At 63.4% G+C, this 17,369-nt stretch carries 14 protein-coding genes; 4 read left to right on the forward strand and 10 right to left on the reverse strand.

Annotation, left to right across the window (positions count from 1 at the left end; translation table 11 throughout):
* Complete coding sequence (gene dnaJ, locus LRQ04_RS13825; RefSeq protein ID WP_211712328.1) at positions 1–1,128, reverse strand: molecular chaperone DnaJ; 1,128 nt, start codon at positions 1,126–1,128, stop codon at positions 1–3.
* Between the two features lie 50 nt (positions 1,129–1,178).
* On the reverse strand, positions 1,179–2,186 hold the full coding sequence (hrcA, locus tag LRQ04_RS13830; RefSeq protein WP_235520716.1) for a heat-inducible transcriptional repressor HrcA: 1,008 nt from the start codon (positions 2,184–2,186) through the stop codon (positions 1,179–1,181).
* A gap of 230 nt (positions 2,187–2,416) precedes the next feature.
* Between hrcA and LRQ04_RS13835 the strand changes: the two genes are divergently transcribed.
* Complete coding sequence (locus LRQ04_RS13835; RefSeq protein ID WP_235520717.1) at positions 2,417–3,268, forward strand: DUF3097 domain-containing protein; 852 nt, start codon at positions 2,417–2,419, stop codon at positions 3,266–3,268.
* Positions 3,269–3,389: 121 nt separating this feature from the next.
* Positions 3,390–3,803: a DUF4870 domain-containing protein gene (locus tag LRQ04_RS13840; protein WP_235520718.1), complete on the forward strand. Its 414-nt coding sequence runs from the start codon at positions 3,390–3,392 to the stop codon at positions 3,801–3,803.
* Positions 3,804–3,854: 51 nt separating this feature from the next.
* On the opposite strand, the gene hemW is transcribed toward LRQ04_RS13840, so the two are convergent.
* Together hemW and lepA are read right to left on the reverse strand one after the other, a co-directional pair.
* Complete coding sequence (gene hemW, locus LRQ04_RS13845) at positions 3,855–5,084, reverse strand: radical SAM family heme chaperone HemW (RefSeq protein ID WP_235520719.1); 1,230 nt, start codon at positions 5,082–5,084, stop codon at positions 3,855–3,857.
* Positions 5,085–6,938, reverse strand: coding sequence for a translation elongation factor 4 (gene lepA / locus LRQ04_RS13850; RefSeq protein WP_235520720.1), 1,854 nt, complete (start codon positions 6,936–6,938; stop codon positions 5,085–5,087).
* Between the two features lie 159 nt (positions 6,939–7,097).
* On the opposite strand from lepA, the gene LRQ04_RS13855 reads away from it, so the two are divergent.
* Together LRQ04_RS13855 and rpsT are read left to right on the forward strand one after the other, a co-directional pair.
* Positions 7,098–7,625: a type II toxin-antitoxin system PemK/MazF family toxin gene (locus LRQ04_RS13855; RefSeq protein ID WP_235520721.1), complete on the forward strand. Its 528-nt coding sequence runs from the start codon at positions 7,098–7,100 to the stop codon at positions 7,623–7,625.
* A 168-nt stretch (positions 7,626–7,793) separates the two neighbouring features.
* On the forward strand, positions 7,794–8,054 hold the full coding sequence (gene rpsT / locus LRQ04_RS13860) for a 30S ribosomal protein S20 (RefSeq protein WP_011774926.1): 261 nt from the start codon (positions 7,794–7,796) through the stop codon (positions 8,052–8,054).
* Positions 8,055–8,126: 72 nt separating this feature from the next.
* Here rpsT and holA read toward each other — a convergent pair whose 3' ends face one another.
* The 6 genes from holA to leuS form a co-directional block, all read right to left on the reverse strand.
* Positions 8,127–9,143 (reverse strand): DNA polymerase III subunit delta, encoded by a 1,017-nt coding sequence (gene holA / locus LRQ04_RS13865; protein ID WP_235520722.1) that lies wholly within the window; start codon positions 9,141–9,143, stop codon positions 8,127–8,129.
* A 127-nt stretch (positions 9,144–9,270) separates the two neighbouring features.
* Positions 9,271–10,977 carry a sigma-70 family RNA polymerase sigma factor gene (locus tag LRQ04_RS13870; protein ID WP_235520723.1) on the reverse strand — a complete coding sequence of 569 codons (1,707 nt, stop codon included), beginning with the start codon at positions 10,975–10,977 and terminating at the stop codon, positions 9,271–9,273.
* Positions 10,922–12,562 carry a ComEC/Rec2 family competence protein gene (locus LRQ04_RS13875; protein WP_235520724.1) on the reverse strand — a complete coding sequence of 547 codons (1,641 nt, stop codon included), beginning with the start codon at positions 12,560–12,562 and terminating at the stop codon, positions 10,922–10,924. The genes LRQ04_RS13870 and LRQ04_RS13875 overlap by 56 nt, the downstream gene beginning before the upstream one ends.
* Before the next feature lie 187 nt (positions 12,563–12,749).
* On the reverse strand, positions 12,750–13,568 hold the full coding sequence (locus tag LRQ04_RS13880; RefSeq protein ID WP_235520725.1) for a helix-hairpin-helix domain-containing protein: 819 nt from the start codon (positions 13,566–13,568) through the stop codon (positions 12,750–12,752).
* Positions 13,569–13,637: 69 nt separating this feature from the next.
* Positions 13,638–14,672 (reverse strand): DegV family protein, encoded by a 1,035-nt coding sequence (locus tag LRQ04_RS13885; RefSeq protein ID WP_235520726.1) that lies wholly within the window; start codon positions 14,670–14,672, stop codon positions 13,638–13,640.
* Positions 14,673–14,680: 8 nt separating this feature from the next.
* On the reverse strand, positions 14,681–17,209 hold the full coding sequence (gene leuS / locus LRQ04_RS13890) for a leucine--tRNA ligase (protein WP_235520727.1): 2,529 nt from the start codon (positions 17,207–17,209) through the stop codon (positions 14,681–14,683).
* Positions 17,210–17,369: the final 160 nt, after the last annotated feature.

Genomic DNA, 17,369 nt, shown 5'->3' on the forward strand with positions numbered 1-17,369 from the left:
CTACAGGTTACCGAGCTTGTCCCGCAGTTTGGCGAACATGCCGCCGCTGGCAACGAGCTTTCCCTCGGTGAACTGCTCTCCGCGCAGTTTGGCGAGCTGCTGGAGCAGCTCCTCCTGGGCGGCGTCGAGCTTGGTAGGCGTTTCGACGTGCAAATGCACCTTGAGGTCGCCTCGTCCATAGCCGCGAAGGTGGGTGACGCCAAGCCCGCGAAGAGTGATGATTTCGCCTGACTGGGTTCCCGCCTTGACGTCGATGTCCTGCGCTCCGTCGAAGGTGTCCAGCTGAAGTTCCGTACCCAGGGCGGCGGCTGTCATCGGCACGCTCAGGGTCGCGTGCAGGTCGTCGCCTTCACGCATGAACATGGAGTCGTTGTTGACCCGGATTTCGACGTAGAGATCGCCGGCCGGTCCGCCGGCGGGGCCGGCTTCGCCCTGGCCGGACAACTGGATCCGGGTACCGGTGGCCACACCGGCAGGAACCTTGATGGTGAGGGAACGACGACTGCGGATGCGACCCTGCCCGCTGCACTCGTTGCAGGGATCCTTGATGACCGTGCCGAAGCCCTCGCAGGAGCCACAGGGTGCCGTGGTCATGACCTGGCCGAGGATGGACCGGACAGCCCGCTGGACCTGGCCGCTGCCACCACAGATGTCACACCGTTCAGGATGGGTACCAGGGCGGCAGCAACTGCCATCACAAGTGGGGCACACAACGGCTGTGTCGACTTCGAGCTTCTTGTTGACGCCGAATACCGCATCCTTGAGGTCGATGCGGACGCTGATGAGGGCGTCCTGCCCGCGCCGGACCCGGGAAGCCGGGCCGCCATGGCCGCCGCCGCCGCCAAAGAAGGTGTCGAAAATGTCCTGGAAGGCGAAGCCCTGGCCGGAATAGCCGCCGCCGAAGCCGTTTTCGGTTCCGTTTTCATTACCGGTGGCGTCGTAGACACGGCGCTTCTGCGGGTCCGACAACACCTCGTAGGCGTGGGTCACTGCCTTGAACTGCTCCGCGACATCTTCCCCGGGGTTGACGTCCGGGTGAAGTTTCCGCGCCAACTTGCGGTACGCCTTTTTGATCTCTTCCCCGGTGGCTTCCGGAGAGACTCCCAAAACGTCATAGTGGCTGCTCAAAGTCGGTATCTCTTCCTTGTTGTACTGCGGATGTTTCCTCAGGCCGGTGTTCAGCCGCCGAGAATGCGGGAAAGGTATCTGGCCACGGCCCGGACTGCGGCCATGGTGGTGGGATAGTCCATGCGGGTAGGGCCAAGGATCCCAACCTTGGCTCCGGAACCGTAGCCGGTGGCCACGACGGAAGCCTCGGCCAAACCGTCGTACGGATTCTCCCGGCCGATGCTTACTGACACGCCGCGCGGATCATCGCCCATATCGGACAACAACCGCAGCATGACGACTTGTTCCTCAAGGGCTTCAAGCACCGGACCGATGCTCAAGGGGAAGTCCACATTGGAGCGGGCCAGGTTGGCGGTGCCTGCCATCAAAATGCGCTCTTCACGACTGTTGTCGCTCAGTGACTGCAGGCCGTGCGCAAGAGTCTGGGCCAGGCCGCGAAGCTCGGGCGGGCAGAGGGCCACTACCGATGGAAGGACCTGTGGGAGAAGGTCCAGTTGCGTCCCGGCTATGCTTCCAAGGAAACGGGACCTCAGCAGCATCAATGCCTCGTTCGCAACATCTGATCCGGCATCGATGACCTTCTGGCCAACGCTGCCCGTGTCCGCGATGAGGACCACCAGGACCTGCTTTGGCGCAAGCAGCACGAACTCGACGTGGCGGACGACCGCCCGGCTCGAGTGCGGGTACTGCACGACGGCGACCTGGTTGGTCAGCTGGGAAAGGAGCCTTACGGTCCGCTCAAGAATGTCGTCCACGTCATCCGGGCCCTCGAGCAGGGAGTGGATGGCACGGCGCTCCGCCGCGGAAAGTGGCTTTACCTGGGAGATACGATCCACAAACAGGCGGTAGCCCTTGTCCGTGGGAATGCGTCCTGCGCTGGTGTGAGGCGCCGCGATGAGGCCCTCTTCCTCCAGGACAGCCATGTCGTTCCGGATAGTGGCACTGGAAACACCGAGGTGGTGGCGCTCGACAAGGGCTTTGGATCCAACGGGTTCCCGGGAATGCACGTAGTCTTCAACGATGGCACGCAGCACTTCCAACTTGCGTGGCTCACTCATTGCTCCACCTCCTGACGACGTCCGTGGTCGTGGCGACCGGTGACTGCGGCACGCCCGCCGGCGCCTCCGCACTTAGCACTCAACATGCCCAAGTGCTAACAAGTCTATTATGGGCCACCCCGTTGCTAGCATTGAAAACGCCCTATTCAGCTTCCAGCGTGCAGGTTCGGCAGCCTCGCAACCCAAACGGCAACCCCACCCACCAAGTACTCAAAGGTAGGAAATATCCCTTGGCTTTCGACAACTGGGGTCCACAGGATCTGACCGCTCCCGCCAAACGCCAGCTTCCCGAGGTAGCGGTCCAGCGGGGAATGGTCCTCGAGGACGTCCAGTCAGGCTGGGTGGGTGAAGTGACCAGGGTGGAGAAAACCGGCGGCATGCATATCGTGTCCCTGGAGGACCGGCGAGGTAAGTCCAAATCGTTCCAGCTGGGATACGGCTTCCTGCTTGAAGGCCAGCCTATCCGCCTGATGCCTCCGGCAGTCCGGCAGTCGCCGTCGTCCGTCCAGACGGGCCGGACCGCCTCCGGTTCCGTGCGGGTGCGAGGCCAGCGCGCGCAGGTGGCCAAAGCCAGCCGCATCTGGGTGGAAGGAAAGCACGACGCCGAACTGGTCGAGAAGGTCTGGGGTGACGATCTCCGGGTCGAAGGGATCGTGGTTGAACCCTTGCATGGCGTGGACGACCTCGCGTCGGCCATCGCGGACTTCAACCCCGGCCCGGACCGCCGCCTCGGGATCCTCGTGGACCACCTCGTCCAGGGATCGAAAGAATCCCGCATCGCCGCCGAGGCCATGGCATGTCCCGGAGCCGCTGGGAATGTCCTCATTGTGGGACACCCATACGTGGACGTGTGGCAGGCCATCAGGCCCAAGGTCCTGGGTATTGAGCAATGGCCCACAGTGCCGCGCGGCATGGATTGGAAAACGGGCGTCCTCCGCGCGTTCGGCTGGCCGCATGAGACCGCCGAGGACATCGGATTGGGCTGGCAAAGGCTGCTGGGCGCCGTACGGAGCTACGCCGACCTTGAAGCATCCCTGCTGGGCCGTGTTGAGGAAGTCATCGACTTCCTGACGGCCCCCTAAAGCAGCCACCCCGAACCACCGCAACAGCAGTGCCAACGGGGAGTTGGTCCAGAGAAGCGGGCTCGTGCCGGTATTCTGGGACAGCAACACCGCAGCATCTTTACAGCAAAGGGAAGACACCGTGGCAGAGAACGCTCCTGAAGAACCGGGCAGCGCCGCAGGGCGGCCCCAGTACCATGGCGCGCCAGCCAATGCACTGCCCCTGACGGCCGGCGAAGACCGGCAATGGGCTACCTTGGCGCACTTTGGTGGCATCCTGGGCTGCTTGCCTTCCCTGCTGATCTACCTGATCTTCCGGGACCGGGGACCCTTCACTGCACAGGAATCCAAGGAAGCGCTGAACTTCACCCTTCCTCCGACCATCGCAGCGGTCCTCGCCAACATCCTCGTACTGCTTCCAGTGGTCGGCAACATTTTCGCCGTGATCGCGACCGGCATTTGGGTAGCCCTGACGTGCTTCTCAGTTTCAGCCGGAATCCGCGTGAACCACGGCCAGCCGCACCGCTACAAACTGAATTTGCGCTGGATCAAGTAGCTGCCTGACCAGCAGGAGAGCCCCGGCAGTGCTGCCAGACGGCCGTGAGGCTCAGTCCGGGAGGATCCTGCGGACCACTGCGTCTGCCAGCAGGCGACCCTTCAACGTGAGGACCAAGCGGCCCTTGAAGGCCTGGATTGGGTCAACCAGTCCGTCTGCGATCAACCCGGCCATTGCGTGCCGTCCCACGGCGTCCATGGCATCGACAGCCAGGCCTGTACCCAGACGGGCTTCGAGCATGATGCGCTCCACCTCGCGCGTGTCAGGGTCCAGCGTCTCCCTGCCTGCCGCCGGCGAGCTTCCCGCTCCCAGTCGTGAAGCATAAGCCGTTGGATGCTTGACGTTCCACCAGCGCACACCGCCTACATGGGAGTGCGCGCCGGGGCCCACGCCCCACCAGTCATCTCCACGCCAGTAAGCAAGGTTGTGGCGGCATGCCTGCTCCGGAGAGCGCGCCCAGTTGCTGACCTCGTACCAGGCCATCCCCGCCGCTGAGATGAGTTCATCGGCAAGTTCGTATTTCGCGGCGTGATCGTCGTCGTCGATGCCGGGCACCTCGCCTCGACGGATTTGCGCAGCAAGCTTGGTGCCGTCTTCCACGATCAACGCGTAGGCGCTGATGTGGTCCGGTTCGTACGACAAGGCCGTTTCGAGGGAAACCCTCCAGTCCTCCATGGACTCCCCCGGGGTCCCATAAATGAGGTCCAGGCTGACGGCGAGTCCGGCGTCGCGGGCCCACTGCACCACCAACGGAACGCGGCTGGGTGTGTGCGTCCGGTCCAGCACTTTGAGGACATGCGGCACTGCGGACTGCATGCCGAAGGAGACCCTGGTGAATCCGGCGTCCGCGAGCAGCTTCAACGATTCGGGCGTGACGGAGTCAGGATTGGCCTCGGTGGTCACTTCCGCGCCGGGTTCCAGCCCCCACGTCCCAACCGCGGAACGCAGGATCCTTGCCAGGTCCTCGGCTGGAAGCAGGGTTGGGGTACCACCGCCGAAAAAGACGGTACTCAGGGGGCGCGCCGGAACCGACGAGGACTCGAGCGCCTTTGCGGCGAAGTCGAGCTCCGAGATGGCGGTACTGGCATATGCATCCTGCGAGGCACCACCGCCCAGTTCCGTCGCGGTGTAGGTATTGAAATCGCAATAGCCGCAACGCACGGCACAAAAAGGGATATGGACGTACAGCCCGAACTTGCGGTGCTCGACGCCCGCCAACACCTGCGGAGGCAGAACGCCATCCGCAGGTGCTGGATCGCCCAAAGGAAGGACGCTGGGCATTTACTTCTTGGCCTTGTCCTTGGACTCGTCGGTGGTCAGGGCGGCGATGAACGCCTCCTGGGGCACCTCCACGCGGCCCACCATCTTCATGCGCTTCTTGCCTTCCTTCTGCTTCTCGAGCAGTTTGCGCTTACGGGTGATGTCACCGCCGTAGCACTTGGCAAGAACGTCCTTGCGGATGGCCCTGATGCTTTCACGCGCAATGATGCGCGAACCAATGGCCGCCTGGATCGGCACTTCAAACTGCTGGCGCGGAATAAGTTCGCGGAGCTTGGCCGTCATCATCACGCCGTAGGCGTACGCCTTGTCACGGTGTGTGATGGCACTGAACGCATCTACTTGCTCACCCTGGAGCAGGATGTCGACCTTCACGAGGTCGGCGACTTGTTCGCCGTCGGCCTTCCAGTCCAGCGAAGCGTACCCACGGGTCTTGGACTTCAGGAGGTCGAAGAAGTCGAACACGATTTCAGCCAGCGGGATCCAGTAACGGAGCTCCACGCGGTCCTCGGACAGGTAGTCCATGCCCTTCATCTGCCCACGACGGCTCTGGCACAGTTCCATGATGGAGCCGACGAACTCGTTTGGCGCAAGGATGGTGGCCGAAACCATTGGTTCACGGACCTCGGAAATCTTTCCCGTGGGGTATTCGCTGGGGTTCGTCACGTGGACAACTTTCTTGTCCTCAAGCGTTACCTCGTATTCCACGTTGGGAGCGGTGGAAATGAGATCCAGGTTGTACTCACGCTCAAGGCGCTCCCTGGTGATTTCCAGGTGCAGCAATCCGAGGAAGCCCACACGGAATCCGAAGCCCAGCGCAGCCGACGTCTCGGGTTCGTAAACGAGCGCGGCATCGTTGAGCATCAGCTTTTCGAGGGCATCGCGAAGCACCGGATAGTCCGTGCCATCCAGCGGATACAGGCCGGAGAAGACCATGGGTTTCGCGTCCGCGTAGCCGCTCAAGGACTCCGAAGCAGGTTTGGCCAGATTGGTGACAGTATCGCCCACCTTGGACTGGCGAACGTCCTTCACACCGGTGATCAGGTACCCCACTTCACCCACGCCGAGGCCCTTGGACGGTGTGGGTTCCGGGGAACTCACACCGATTTCCAGGAGCTCGTGCGTGGCCCGGGTGGACATCATCTGGATTCGCTCACGGGGGTGCAGCATGCCGTCAACCACCCGGACGTAGGTGACCACGCCACGGTAGGTGTCATACACGGAGTCGAAAATCATGGCACGGGCCGGAGCGTCCGGGTCACCCACGGGCGCGGGGAGGTCTCGGACAATTTTGTCCAGCAACGCCTCGACGCCCACGCCGGTCTTACCGGAAACCTTGAGGACGTCTTCGGGGTCGCCACCAATAAGGTTCGCCAGCTCCGCAGCATACTTCTCCGGCTGCGCTGCCGGAAGGTCGATCTTGTTCAGTACCGGGATGATGGTGAGGTTGTTTTCCATGGCCAAGTACAGGTTGGCCAAGGTCTGGGCCTCGATACCCTGCGCGGCGTCGACCAGGAGAACCGCGCCTTCACAGGCGGCCAAGGACCGGGAGACCTCGTAGGTGAAGTCCACGTGGCCGGGGGTGTCGATCATGTTGAGTGCATAGCTGGTGCCATCGAGCTCCCAAGGCATGCGAACAGCCTGGGACTTGATGGTGATGCCGCGCTCACGTTCGATGTCCATACGGTCCAGATACTGGGCCTTCATGTCGCGCTGTTGAACGACGCCGGTGTACTGCAGCATGCGGTCGGCCAGGGTGGACTTACCGTGGTCGATATGGGCAATGATGCAGAAGTTCCGGATGATGGCCGGATCTGTTGCGGCGGGCACCGGTGCGGTGCGGGCCATGGGAGACACGCAGGATCCTTACTGTCGATACTCACACGGCAATTCCGCGAACTGGGCATAGGCCAGCCGGAATGCGCCGCGCATCTGATCCTCCAGTCTCCCACGAACCAGCGGTTCACCGTACATTGCCGGCACAGACCGGTACCGGCCCGGTTGTAGCGTTGTCACATGGCTATCGACTTGCGCCCCCTGGGCAAACTCATCCTGCGATCGCTCAAGGCATGGGGAAGCGGCAACACCAAACCGGCCACCGGCCCCAGTGGAGCAAAAACACAAACCCGGCCTGCCGGCGTCGGCGGCCCCTACCCCGGCGACTTTAGCGGGCCGCTCCGGCCCAAGTACTCCCCCAAGCCGGATGGGCAACCGGACCCGGGCGAGATCGTGTGGGGATGGGTGCCCTATGAAGAGGACTACAGCCGGGGGAAAGACCGTCCCGTGCTGCTCGTAGGTGCTGACGCCAAGTGGCTCCTGGGCCTGATGCTGACTTCCAAAGACCACGACCACGGCGCCCGCGCTGACGATTACGTCGACATCGGCGCCGGAGCCTGGGACCGGCAAGGGCGACCCAGTGAAGTCAAAGTGGACCGCGTAATCCGGCTCGACCCGGCGTCCATCCGCCGGGAGGGTGCGGTGCTGGACAAGGTCCTGTTCAACGAGGTCTCCCGGGCACTCCGCGCGCATCAGGACAGGCGGTGACTTCAAAGTCGCCGTCAGGGCGGACCGTCTGCTATTCTTTATAGCTGTGTGTTCGTGCAGGTCGACGGCCACACATGGTTGGCTGCCATAGGCATCCCCACGCCGCTCAGTCGATGGCCAACCTGAAAACCCTCTAGACCATTTCCGCATTAAAAAGAGAGTTCATACGTGGCTAATATCAAGTCCCAGAAGAAGCGCATCCTCACCAACGAGAAGGCTCGCCTGCGCAACAACGCAGTCAAGTCCGAGCTGAAGACTGCCATCCGCGCCGTCAACACCGCCGTTGAGTCTGCTGACAAGGATGCTGCTGGAACTGCACTTGTTGCTGCCAGCCGCAAGCTGGACAAGGCTGTCAGCAAGGGCGTTATTCACAAGAACAACGCTGCAAACCGCAAGTCGGCGATCTCCAAGAAGGTCAACGCACTCTAAGGTTTTTCCAGTTCGACTGAGCTGATCACAAGGCCGGCGCCCAATGGGTGCCGGCCTTTGGGTTTAACGCGGTCAGCGTCGGCTGGCCGATGTGGCAATAACCGTCACTGCGTGTTCCACCGCGTACACGGGATCGCGGGAAAGGCCCTTAACCTGGGCGTCCGCTTCCGCGATGACCTGAATGGACCGGATGAGACCCTCCGGCGTCCATCGTCGGACATCCCGTTGGGCCTGCTCCACGAGCCAAGGCTGCATGCCCAGGTTCCTGGCGATAGTGGCCGGGGAGCCGTTGGCTCCGGCCACTTTGGCCAGGGTACGCAACTTGGCCGCCAGTGCCGCCACCAAAGGAACCGGATCCACACCTGTCGCCAGAGCGTGACGGAGCGTTGATAGTGCCACGGGACCATTACCGGCCATTGCGGCGTCCGCAACCTTGAATGCGGTGGCTTCAACTCTTCCGCCGTAGTACCGCTCCACAGTCGCCGCATCAACGGCGGTGGTGGCATCGGCGATCAACTGGCTGCAGGCTGCGGCCAGTTCAGACAGGTTGGCGCCCACAGCATTAACCAGTGCCATGACAGCCTCGCCTTCGATGCGCCGGCCCCCGGCCTTGAATTCGGAGACAACAAAGGCGGTCTTGTCGGCGTCCTTCTTGAGCGGCTGGCAATCCACCACTGGCCACCCAGCCGACTTAACGGCGTCGAGCAGTTTCTTACCGCGAACGCCACCGGCATGCCTGAGGACCAACACGACATCCTGGTCGGGGTTCTGCAGGTATGCCAGGCCATCGGCGAGGAAGGCGTCGTTCATGGCCTCCAAACCCTCGATTTCAATGAGCTTTCCTTCGCCAAACAGTGACGGGGTAACGGTCATTGCCAACGAGCCGGCCTCATAGGAGCCTGCGTTGAGCCGGCTCAACTCCACCTCCGGAGTAGCCGTCCGCACGAGGGACCGGATGCGGTCCATGGCGCGGATGCCCAAGTACTCCTCGGGACCCGTAACCAATACCACGGCCGCAGGAGTGATCTCCCGCCAGCTGACGTTGTTGGCCGAGGCGGTTTTGGCCCGGTTATTTTGGGCAGCAGCCAATGGTGGTTCCTTCCGGACGTTTCCTTGCAGGATTCAAGTCTGCCATGCCCGGGCGGGAGCTTCGGACGGTTGCCCCCATGCTCACACCGTCCCGGGGCAGGCCGCACGGATTGCCCTCATACGTTCTTCAGAAGGTGTTCGAAAAGCTCGTGGTGCCGATCCCCGTACCACTGATCTGGTAGCTGAGGGTCGTGGTTTCCGTAGGTCCTTTCCTGGTGACCCCGAGGCCGAACCGGAGCGCCGCAGGGTCAACTGTGGTGCTGACGCAATGGAACTGCCGGGTCGCGGAGGGGGCGTTGGTGCACGTCCAACCGTCGGGAGCAACCAGCTTTCCTGGAATCATGTCGGAGCCTTCGGACACTGTGAAGACGGCTTCCGCTGTGCTGGGAGCGGCGCCGCCAAGGTCGAAGGTAATGGTCACATTGACATCCGACGCTGTTGTGCCTGCTTCGGTGCTGAAGGTTGCGCTCACCTTCGGCTGTGGCTTCGGGGTGGCAGAAACCGATGGAAGGGGCGTGCTGGACGGACCCGGAGTTGGTATTGGGGTTGGAAGCAGCGAAGGCAGGGAACCAGGTTCTCCCGGAACGGCGGGTGGCAGCGGAAGAACGGGAATGCCCGGCGAGGCCGGGGAAGACGGCTGGATAGCCGGTGGCCGCTGCACGTCCGGGAGCAGTGGAAGCGCCTTGGAACTGCCGGCCTTTGTACCGGCCGCAGAGGGCTTTCCTGGAAGGACCGGAACCCCTTCCTGATCCTTTTTTCCGGGATCAGCTATGTCCTCGACGACGGCGGGGATCGTTTCCGGTGTGGCTGTGGGCTTGGCTGGGTTTGCAGTAACACCGGGCAGGGGGCTCGTCGCACCGGCAGGTCCTTCCAAAGATGGCGAACCTGTGACTCCCAGCGCTACGGCCGCACCCAAAACCACCGCAGAGCCCGTGAGCACACCCGCGCCGATTTTCCATGTCAAAGACCATTGCCTGGGCGCAGCGTGGGAACCCTGCCCCACCGCCGTCGCTCCGGAACCCGAAAGAGCCGGTACCGCAGAGGTGAACGCAACACCGGTCACCAGGGGGAAGAGGCCGGCGCGCATCGCTGATTGGACGTCGTTAAGGTCCAGTAACAACGCTGTGCATCGAGCACAGTCGTCCAAATGTGCCTGCATCTTGTCCTGGGATCGCCGACGCAGTCCATTACGGGCATACACACCGAGCTGCGACGAATACTCTTCGCAGTCCTGTCCCACGGAAGAACTGACGTGCTGCTGGAGGTAGACCTGACGTAGCCGTTCCCTGGCCCTCAATGCCAGGGAAGACACCCCGTTCGGGCTCAGCCCCAACATCACCGAGGCGGCTGCCGGCTTCATCCCCTCTATATCCACATACCAAAGAACCGCCTGCCATCGCTCAGGAAGCGCCTTGAACGCCCGGGCGACCGCTGCGGACTCGAACTCCGCCATGACGGGGTCCTGCTGCAACTGCACGGAATCGAGCACGTATGACTCGTCCGTCGGCCGGGTGCGGGACGCTGACTGGTTGGCCTTGAACGAGATACGTTTGACGGCGGTCAGCAGATACGCCCGGAAGAACGTATCCGGCCCCTTTCCTGAGGTCAGGGACTGAAAAACGGAGGCGAAGGCGTCGGATACAACATCATCCACATCTGCCCGGTTATCGGCCTGGTTCGCTGCGACATATGTGGCGATGCCTCGGTGCCGCTCGTACAGCACATCAAATGCAGCCGTGTCACCGGAGCGCACCCGCGCCACCAGGTCGGCATCGCTGTCAGCCAGACCGACTCCGGCACGTCCCCCACTGTCCGCTGGAACTGTTCCCTCCATACCGGCCCCGAGTTCGGACGCGGATCATCCAGTGGACCAACCTGGTCATCGCTGACCAAGGCTTTATGGGGCCACGCTGCTGCAGCCCCGTCGCAGTCGCCGCATCCATGCGCTGCGCTCCACGGGGCCAGCTTACGATCAGACGGTGAATTAATACACAACGCCCTGATGAACGTCCGGACGTAGGAGGCTTGGCCTCCCTCCCCCTGCGGGAAGCCATTGCTTCCAGCAGCGTCGCGACTTCGCTGTGGAGTGCAATGACAAAAGCCTGCAGAGTCGTCGGATGAAGCATCATCCATGCCGACAGGACCGTTACCACCGAGAAAACAGCCATGGCGACCACACCCGCCGGACCTTCTGCCCAAGGCAACGCCGCGCCCGGCAACCCGGCAAAAAACCTGGCCAAGGCCGCTACCGCCCCGGCACAATACCCCGCGATGGCCAGCGGGGCCACCGCCACCCAGGGAACAAAGGCCGCGAGTGGCACCGCAATGGTCCCCAGAATTGTCACGGGAGCCACCAGCGGGCCGGCCGCCACGTTCGCGACGAGCGCGTACGGGGTGAACTGAGGCTGCAGCGCAGCAATGACGGGGCCGCACAGTAACTGCGCCGCTAACGGCACTGCAACAGCCGTTGCCAGCCATCGGGGCACCTGTGGTGGAAACCATGAGCTTATGCGGCTGGCCAGTAAAACAATGCCCAAGGTGGCAAGCACAGACAGGAGAAAGCCGACCTTGCCGGCAAGCGAGGGGTCAACGAACAAGAGTACGGAACTGGCAATGCAGAGAAAGGTCAATGCCCGTCCCCTCAACCCACCAACCAAGGCTGTCACCCCAACGCACCCCATGACCGCGGCGCGCAGCACGCTGGGGTCCGGTCCCACCAACACCACAAACGCGAGAAGCCCAAGGCTACCACCTGCCGCAGAAAGGGGCCTGGACAGCCGAAAGTACCTCGCCAACAGAACGAACCCGCCCAACACCAGGCTGCAGTTGGCCCCGGACACGGCTGTCAGGTGCGTCATGCCGGTAGTTTTCATGTCGACACCAAGACTCTCTGGCAGCGCGCTCGTGTCGCCAGTGACCATCCCGGGTAACAACCCCGCGGCGTCCGGGGGTAGCCATGCGGTAGCTTCCACGAAGTGTTTCCGCAGGTCACCCGCGACACCGCGCACGTCGAAATCCGCCCCTACGGCGACAGGGGCAGACGCCGCCGAGAGCAAGCCCGCTTCCGGTTGACCTGTTCGCGCTTCCTTGAGGGAGCCGGTTGTCCTGACCCGGTCTCCCGCACGTACGTTCTGCCAGCGATCGTCACCCACCACCACCACATCGGCCTCACCCCGCACCCTGGCGCCGGAGTACGTGGCATCGATGAGGCGGGCATCGACGGTCCACCGGTCCCTCGAGGACTGTCCCGGGGCAGGGATCTTGCTGGGGCTGCCCGTGATGACCAAGTGTGCGACGACGCCGTCCCCTGACTCGACTGCCGGCGCGAGCGGACCGTGTTCCTGCTTGGCTGCACTCACAGCGCAGTGGACCGCGACAGCAGCCCCCACGACGCAGGCAAGCGCAAAGGTAGCTGCCATGGTCCGTTGGGACCGGCGCCTGTGGTGCCGCCCTCCAAGGAGCAACCCTCCCCCGGCCACAAGAAGCCCCGACGCCAGGACTGCACAGCCCGCCGCACCCAATATCCCACCAGAAAGCGCCGCGGCCCATGAAACCAACACTGTGGGCACAAGCCTCAGATCCAGGCGGCGAGGAGAAGTTTCCGCCTCAGCCACTGTCCCCCGCCACGAGGTCCTTCAATGACTCCATCAGTTTGGGCCCGATCCCATCAATTGCGTCGAGTTCATCCACGGAGGCGAAAGCACCGTGCTCGTTCCGCCAATCGACGATGCGCTGAGCCATCACCGGCCCCACTCGTGGCAATGTTCCGAGTTCTTCCACGGAGGCGGTATTGATGTTGATCCTGGCAGCGCCTCCCGCAGTGGCACCCGCAGCTGTGCTTGCAGCCCCGGAACCGCCAGTACCCACAGCTGGTCCCCCCTGAGGTGGCTCCCCAAGGGCGGGTACATGGACCTTGGTGCCGTCCCTGAGGACTTCCGCGAGGTTCAGGCCGCCGAGGTTCGCGTTCGGCGAGGCGCCACCTGCCGCTTCGATGGCTTGAAAGACTCGGCTGCCATCGGGCAGTGACACTATGCCTGGCGCTTTCACGGCGCCTGCTACATGGACCAGCACAGTCCCGGATGCATCACCGTCAGGACCTGTCGCCGCAGTGGGTGCCGTACTGCTGCCCGATTCACTGGACGGACTGAGGGGAACAAATGACGGGGCCGCTGCCGGGGACATCCACCATTGAAGCGCGATGAAGCCAACAACCAGCACGGCAAGAAGAGCCGCAACCCGCCAGGGTGTCCGCCATCGGAGGCGGGCAGGGGCCACTGGTTCAGGATCTGCTGCGCCTTGGTTCCCCGCGTCTGGAAGCTCCAACAACGGAGGCGCCGTAGGGCCGGTAGCCACGCGGTCCACGAAACGCTGCCGGACGGCCTGAGCTGCGGCATCCGGCGACGGGTCCTGGCTCCACCGTGGCATGGAACGAGCCTATGGCCGGCACTCCGGGCCGGAACCCGGGGAAGTTTCCTATGTGGAAAACACGGGTGCTCAACCCGCGGGTGTGCTGCTTTCACCAACGATGACAGCCAGCACGCCCAGGCCGGCGTGGGCAGCCAGGACAGCCGGCAGCGCACTGATTTGCGGTGCCGGGCACTCCGGGCATTTCTGGTTCAACCGTGCGGCCAAGGCTTCGGCCTCTATTTGATTGCCGAAGTGGTGCACGGCCAGGCGCTGCTGGCCCGCCGGCCGGGAGGCAACATCGGCGGCTACGATTTCCTCGAGGCGGCCTATGGCGCGGACAGCGGAACGCACCTTTTCGAGCGGAACGATCTTGCCGCCGTCGACCGCCAGAATCGGCTTGATGGCCAGCACGGTTCCAAGCAGCGACGCTGCCGCCCCAATGCGTCCGCCACGCCGCAGCTGCTCCAAGCTGGGGACATAGAAGTAAACCTTGGTCCGCTCCATGCGCCGCTCCGCGAAATGGCGCACTTCAGCTGCCTCGCGACCGTCGGCCGCAGCCACCACGGCGCTCTGGACACCCATGCCTTGTGCCATGCCAACCGTGCGCGAGTCCACCACTTCCACCGGAATGCTGACCCGGGCCGCAGCCAGCCGGGCTGCATCGGCAGTTCCGGACAACTCTGAGGAGATGTGGATGGACACCACGGCCTCGAAACCCCGGCGCTGGGCAAGGAGGTAGGCCTGTTCAAATTGTCCGGGCGATGGCCTTGAGGTTTTGACCGATGCCCCTGACGCCAAAGCCAGCGATAACGTTTGGGTAATGTCGTCTTCGCCTTCGCCGTAGATCTCGTTCCCCACCATAACGGGCATGGGAACGACGGCAAGGCGCCCGTCGGCGGTGAAGGCGGATACCCATTCCGGTGGCAGGGCCGCCGCTGAATCCGTGACGACAGCAGTCTTTACGACGGCGGTCAGCGGCTCGCCGGGAGCAGGAACCGGAGCTGTGGGTTGCCGAAGGCGTGCCACTCTTTCCTTGAGCCACATCCATGCGGGTGGTTCTCGCTCAGGCACGCAACCTCCAAAGATGATGGCCGGCCGCCGGCACGATGCCGGCGGCCACACAATCCCTGCTAGGCAGGAACGATGTTCACCAGTTTAGGGGCCCGCACGATCACGGTGCGGATGCCGCGGCCGTCCAAGGCGCGCTGGACGTTTTCGGAAGCCAGCGCGAGCTCCCGAAGGGCGTCCTCGGTGATGTCCGGAGAAACGTCCAAGCGGTCGCGAACCTTGCCTTGTACCTGGACCACAGCAGTCACGGTGTCCTGAACCAGCAGAGCGTCGTCATGCTTGGGCCAGCCTGCATTGGCAACTGATGCCGGGTGGCCCAGCGTGTTCCAGAGGTCCTCGGCTGTGTACGGAGCGAAGAGGCTCAGGATGACCGCAACGGCCTCCACTGCTTCGCGTACAGCCGGATCGGCAGCGCCGGCACCGGAGTCAATGGTCTTGCGGGTTGCGTTGACCAGCTCCATGAGGCGGGCCACGACCACGTTGAACTTGTTGTTGTCCAACAGTTCGGCGGCATCGGCGATGGTTTTGTGCGTCACCGTACGCAGGGCGCGGTCACCGCCGGCCGGGTCAACGCCGGGCTCGCTGCTGACATCCTGGCCGAGCCGCCAGGCACGCGCCAGGAACTTGGCAGAGCCCGACGGCGACACGTCCGCCCAGTCGACGTCGTCTTCCGGTGGGGAGGCGAAGACCATGGTGAGGCGGACGGCGTCGACGCCGAACTTATCCAGCTGTTCGCCCAGGTCCACGCCGTTGCCGAGCGACTTGCTCATGGCCTTGCCGCCGTTGAGCACCTGGCCCTGGTTGAGCAGCGCGGAGAATGGCTCGTTGGCTTCGATCAGCCCAATGTCTTTGATGACCTTGGTGAAGAAACGCGCGTAGAGCAGGTGCAGGATGGCGTGTTCGACGCCGCCTACGTACTGGCCAACCGGCATCCAATCGTTGATCTTGTCGGGATCGAACGGTCCCTCGGTGTAGTCAGGCGAGACGAACCGGAGGAAGTACCAGGACGAGTCGACGAAGGTATCCATGGTGTCGGTGTCACGCTGCGCGGCACGGCCGCAGTTGGGGCAATCGACGTTGACCCACTCGACGGCGGCGGCCAGCGGCGACGTGCCCTTCGGCGACAGTGCCTCACCGCGCAGGTTGTCGGGCAGCCTTACCGGCAGCTGATCATCTGGAACGGGAACTTCGCCGCATTCCCCGCAGTGGATGATGGGGATGGGCGTGCCCCAGAAGCGTTGGCGGCTCAGCAGCCAGTCACGCAGGCGGAAGTTCACGAACTTCTCGCCGGTTCCCAGCTTCTCGAGGATGCTGATCGCTGCCGGGATGGCTTCAGACTTTGACAGGCCATCGAGCTCGCCGGAGTTCTTCAGGGTGCCCTCGCCGGCAGTTGCAACTCCGGTCTCCGAGGGGTCCTCGTCACCGGTGTCGAGCACGGCCCTGACAGGCAGGCCGAAGGCCTTCGCGAAATCGAGGTCGCGCTGGTCGTGCGCAGGGACGGCCATGATGGCGCCGGTGCCGTAGTCCGCCAGGACGTAGTCGGCAGCCCATACGGGCAGCTTCTCGCCGTTGAGTGGGTTGATGGCGTAACGGCCGGTGAAGACGCCGGTCTTCTCCCGTTCCGTGGACTGGCGCTCGATTTCAGACAGCGCCTTGACCTTCTCGCGGTAGGCCATGAGTTCGTCGTGCTGTTCCGGCGTCACCAGGTCCAGTGCCAGGTGCGCGTCAGCGGCAACGACGAAGAACGTCGCACCGTAGAGGGTGTCCGGACGAGTGGTGAAAACGGTGACTTCACGTTCGGCGCGGTCTTCAGTGGCCTCGATGACGAACCGGACGTGTGCGCCTTCTGAACGGCCGATCCAGTTGCGCTGCATGGCCAGGACACGCTCGGGCCAATGTCCCTGCAATTGGTCCATGTCCTGCAGCAGGCGGTCTGCGTAATCGGTGATCTTGAAGTACCACTGGTTCAGGGACTTCTTGGTGACCGGCGTGCCGCAGCGTTCGCAGGCACCGTTGACGACCTGTTCGTTGGCCAGGACGGTGAGGTCCTTCGGGCACCAGTTGACGGGCGAGTCCTTGCGGTAGGCCAGGCCACGCTCATAGAACCGCTTGAACAGCCACTGCGTCCAGCGGTAGTACTCGGGATCGGAGGTGTGGAGGCGGCGCGACCAGTCGGCCGAGATGGCATAACGCTTGAAGGACGCAGCCTGCGTGTCGATGTTCGCGTAGGTCCACTCGCTGGGGTGCGCGTTGCGCTTGATGGCAGCGTTTTCGGCGGGCAGGCCGAAGGAATCCCACCCGATGGGGTGCAGGACGTCGAAGCCCTTCTGGCGCAGGTAACGTGCTACGACGTCGCCCATGGCGAATGCTTCGGCGTGGCCCATGTGTAGGTCGCCGGACGGGTAGGGGAACATATCCAGCACGTAGCGGCGTTCCCGCGAGCCGTCGTCGACAGGCGTGAAGACCTTGAGGTCTTCCCAGACCTGCGGCCATTTGGCTTCCATCGCAGCGAAGCTGTAGACGCCTTCTTCAGGCACCTCGGCTGCGGCTGTCTGTGCTGTTCCGGTCTCTGTCTCCGGCTGAACGCTCACTGCTGCCCTCTTCTGTTCTCGATGGCGGTTTTGCCTCCTGCTGCGGTCCCGGATAGCCCCGGACACACAAAAGCCCCTCAACAATGGAGGGGCGGCCGCACGGCTGGTAAAGCCGGGCGGCTAGCTAAGCAGAAGGATCTCACGCATACCAATACCTTAC

The organism is Paenarthrobacter sp. AR 02 (genome assembly GCF_021538675.1).
GTDB lineage: Bacteria > Actinomycetota > Actinomycetes > Actinomycetales > Micrococcaceae > Arthrobacter.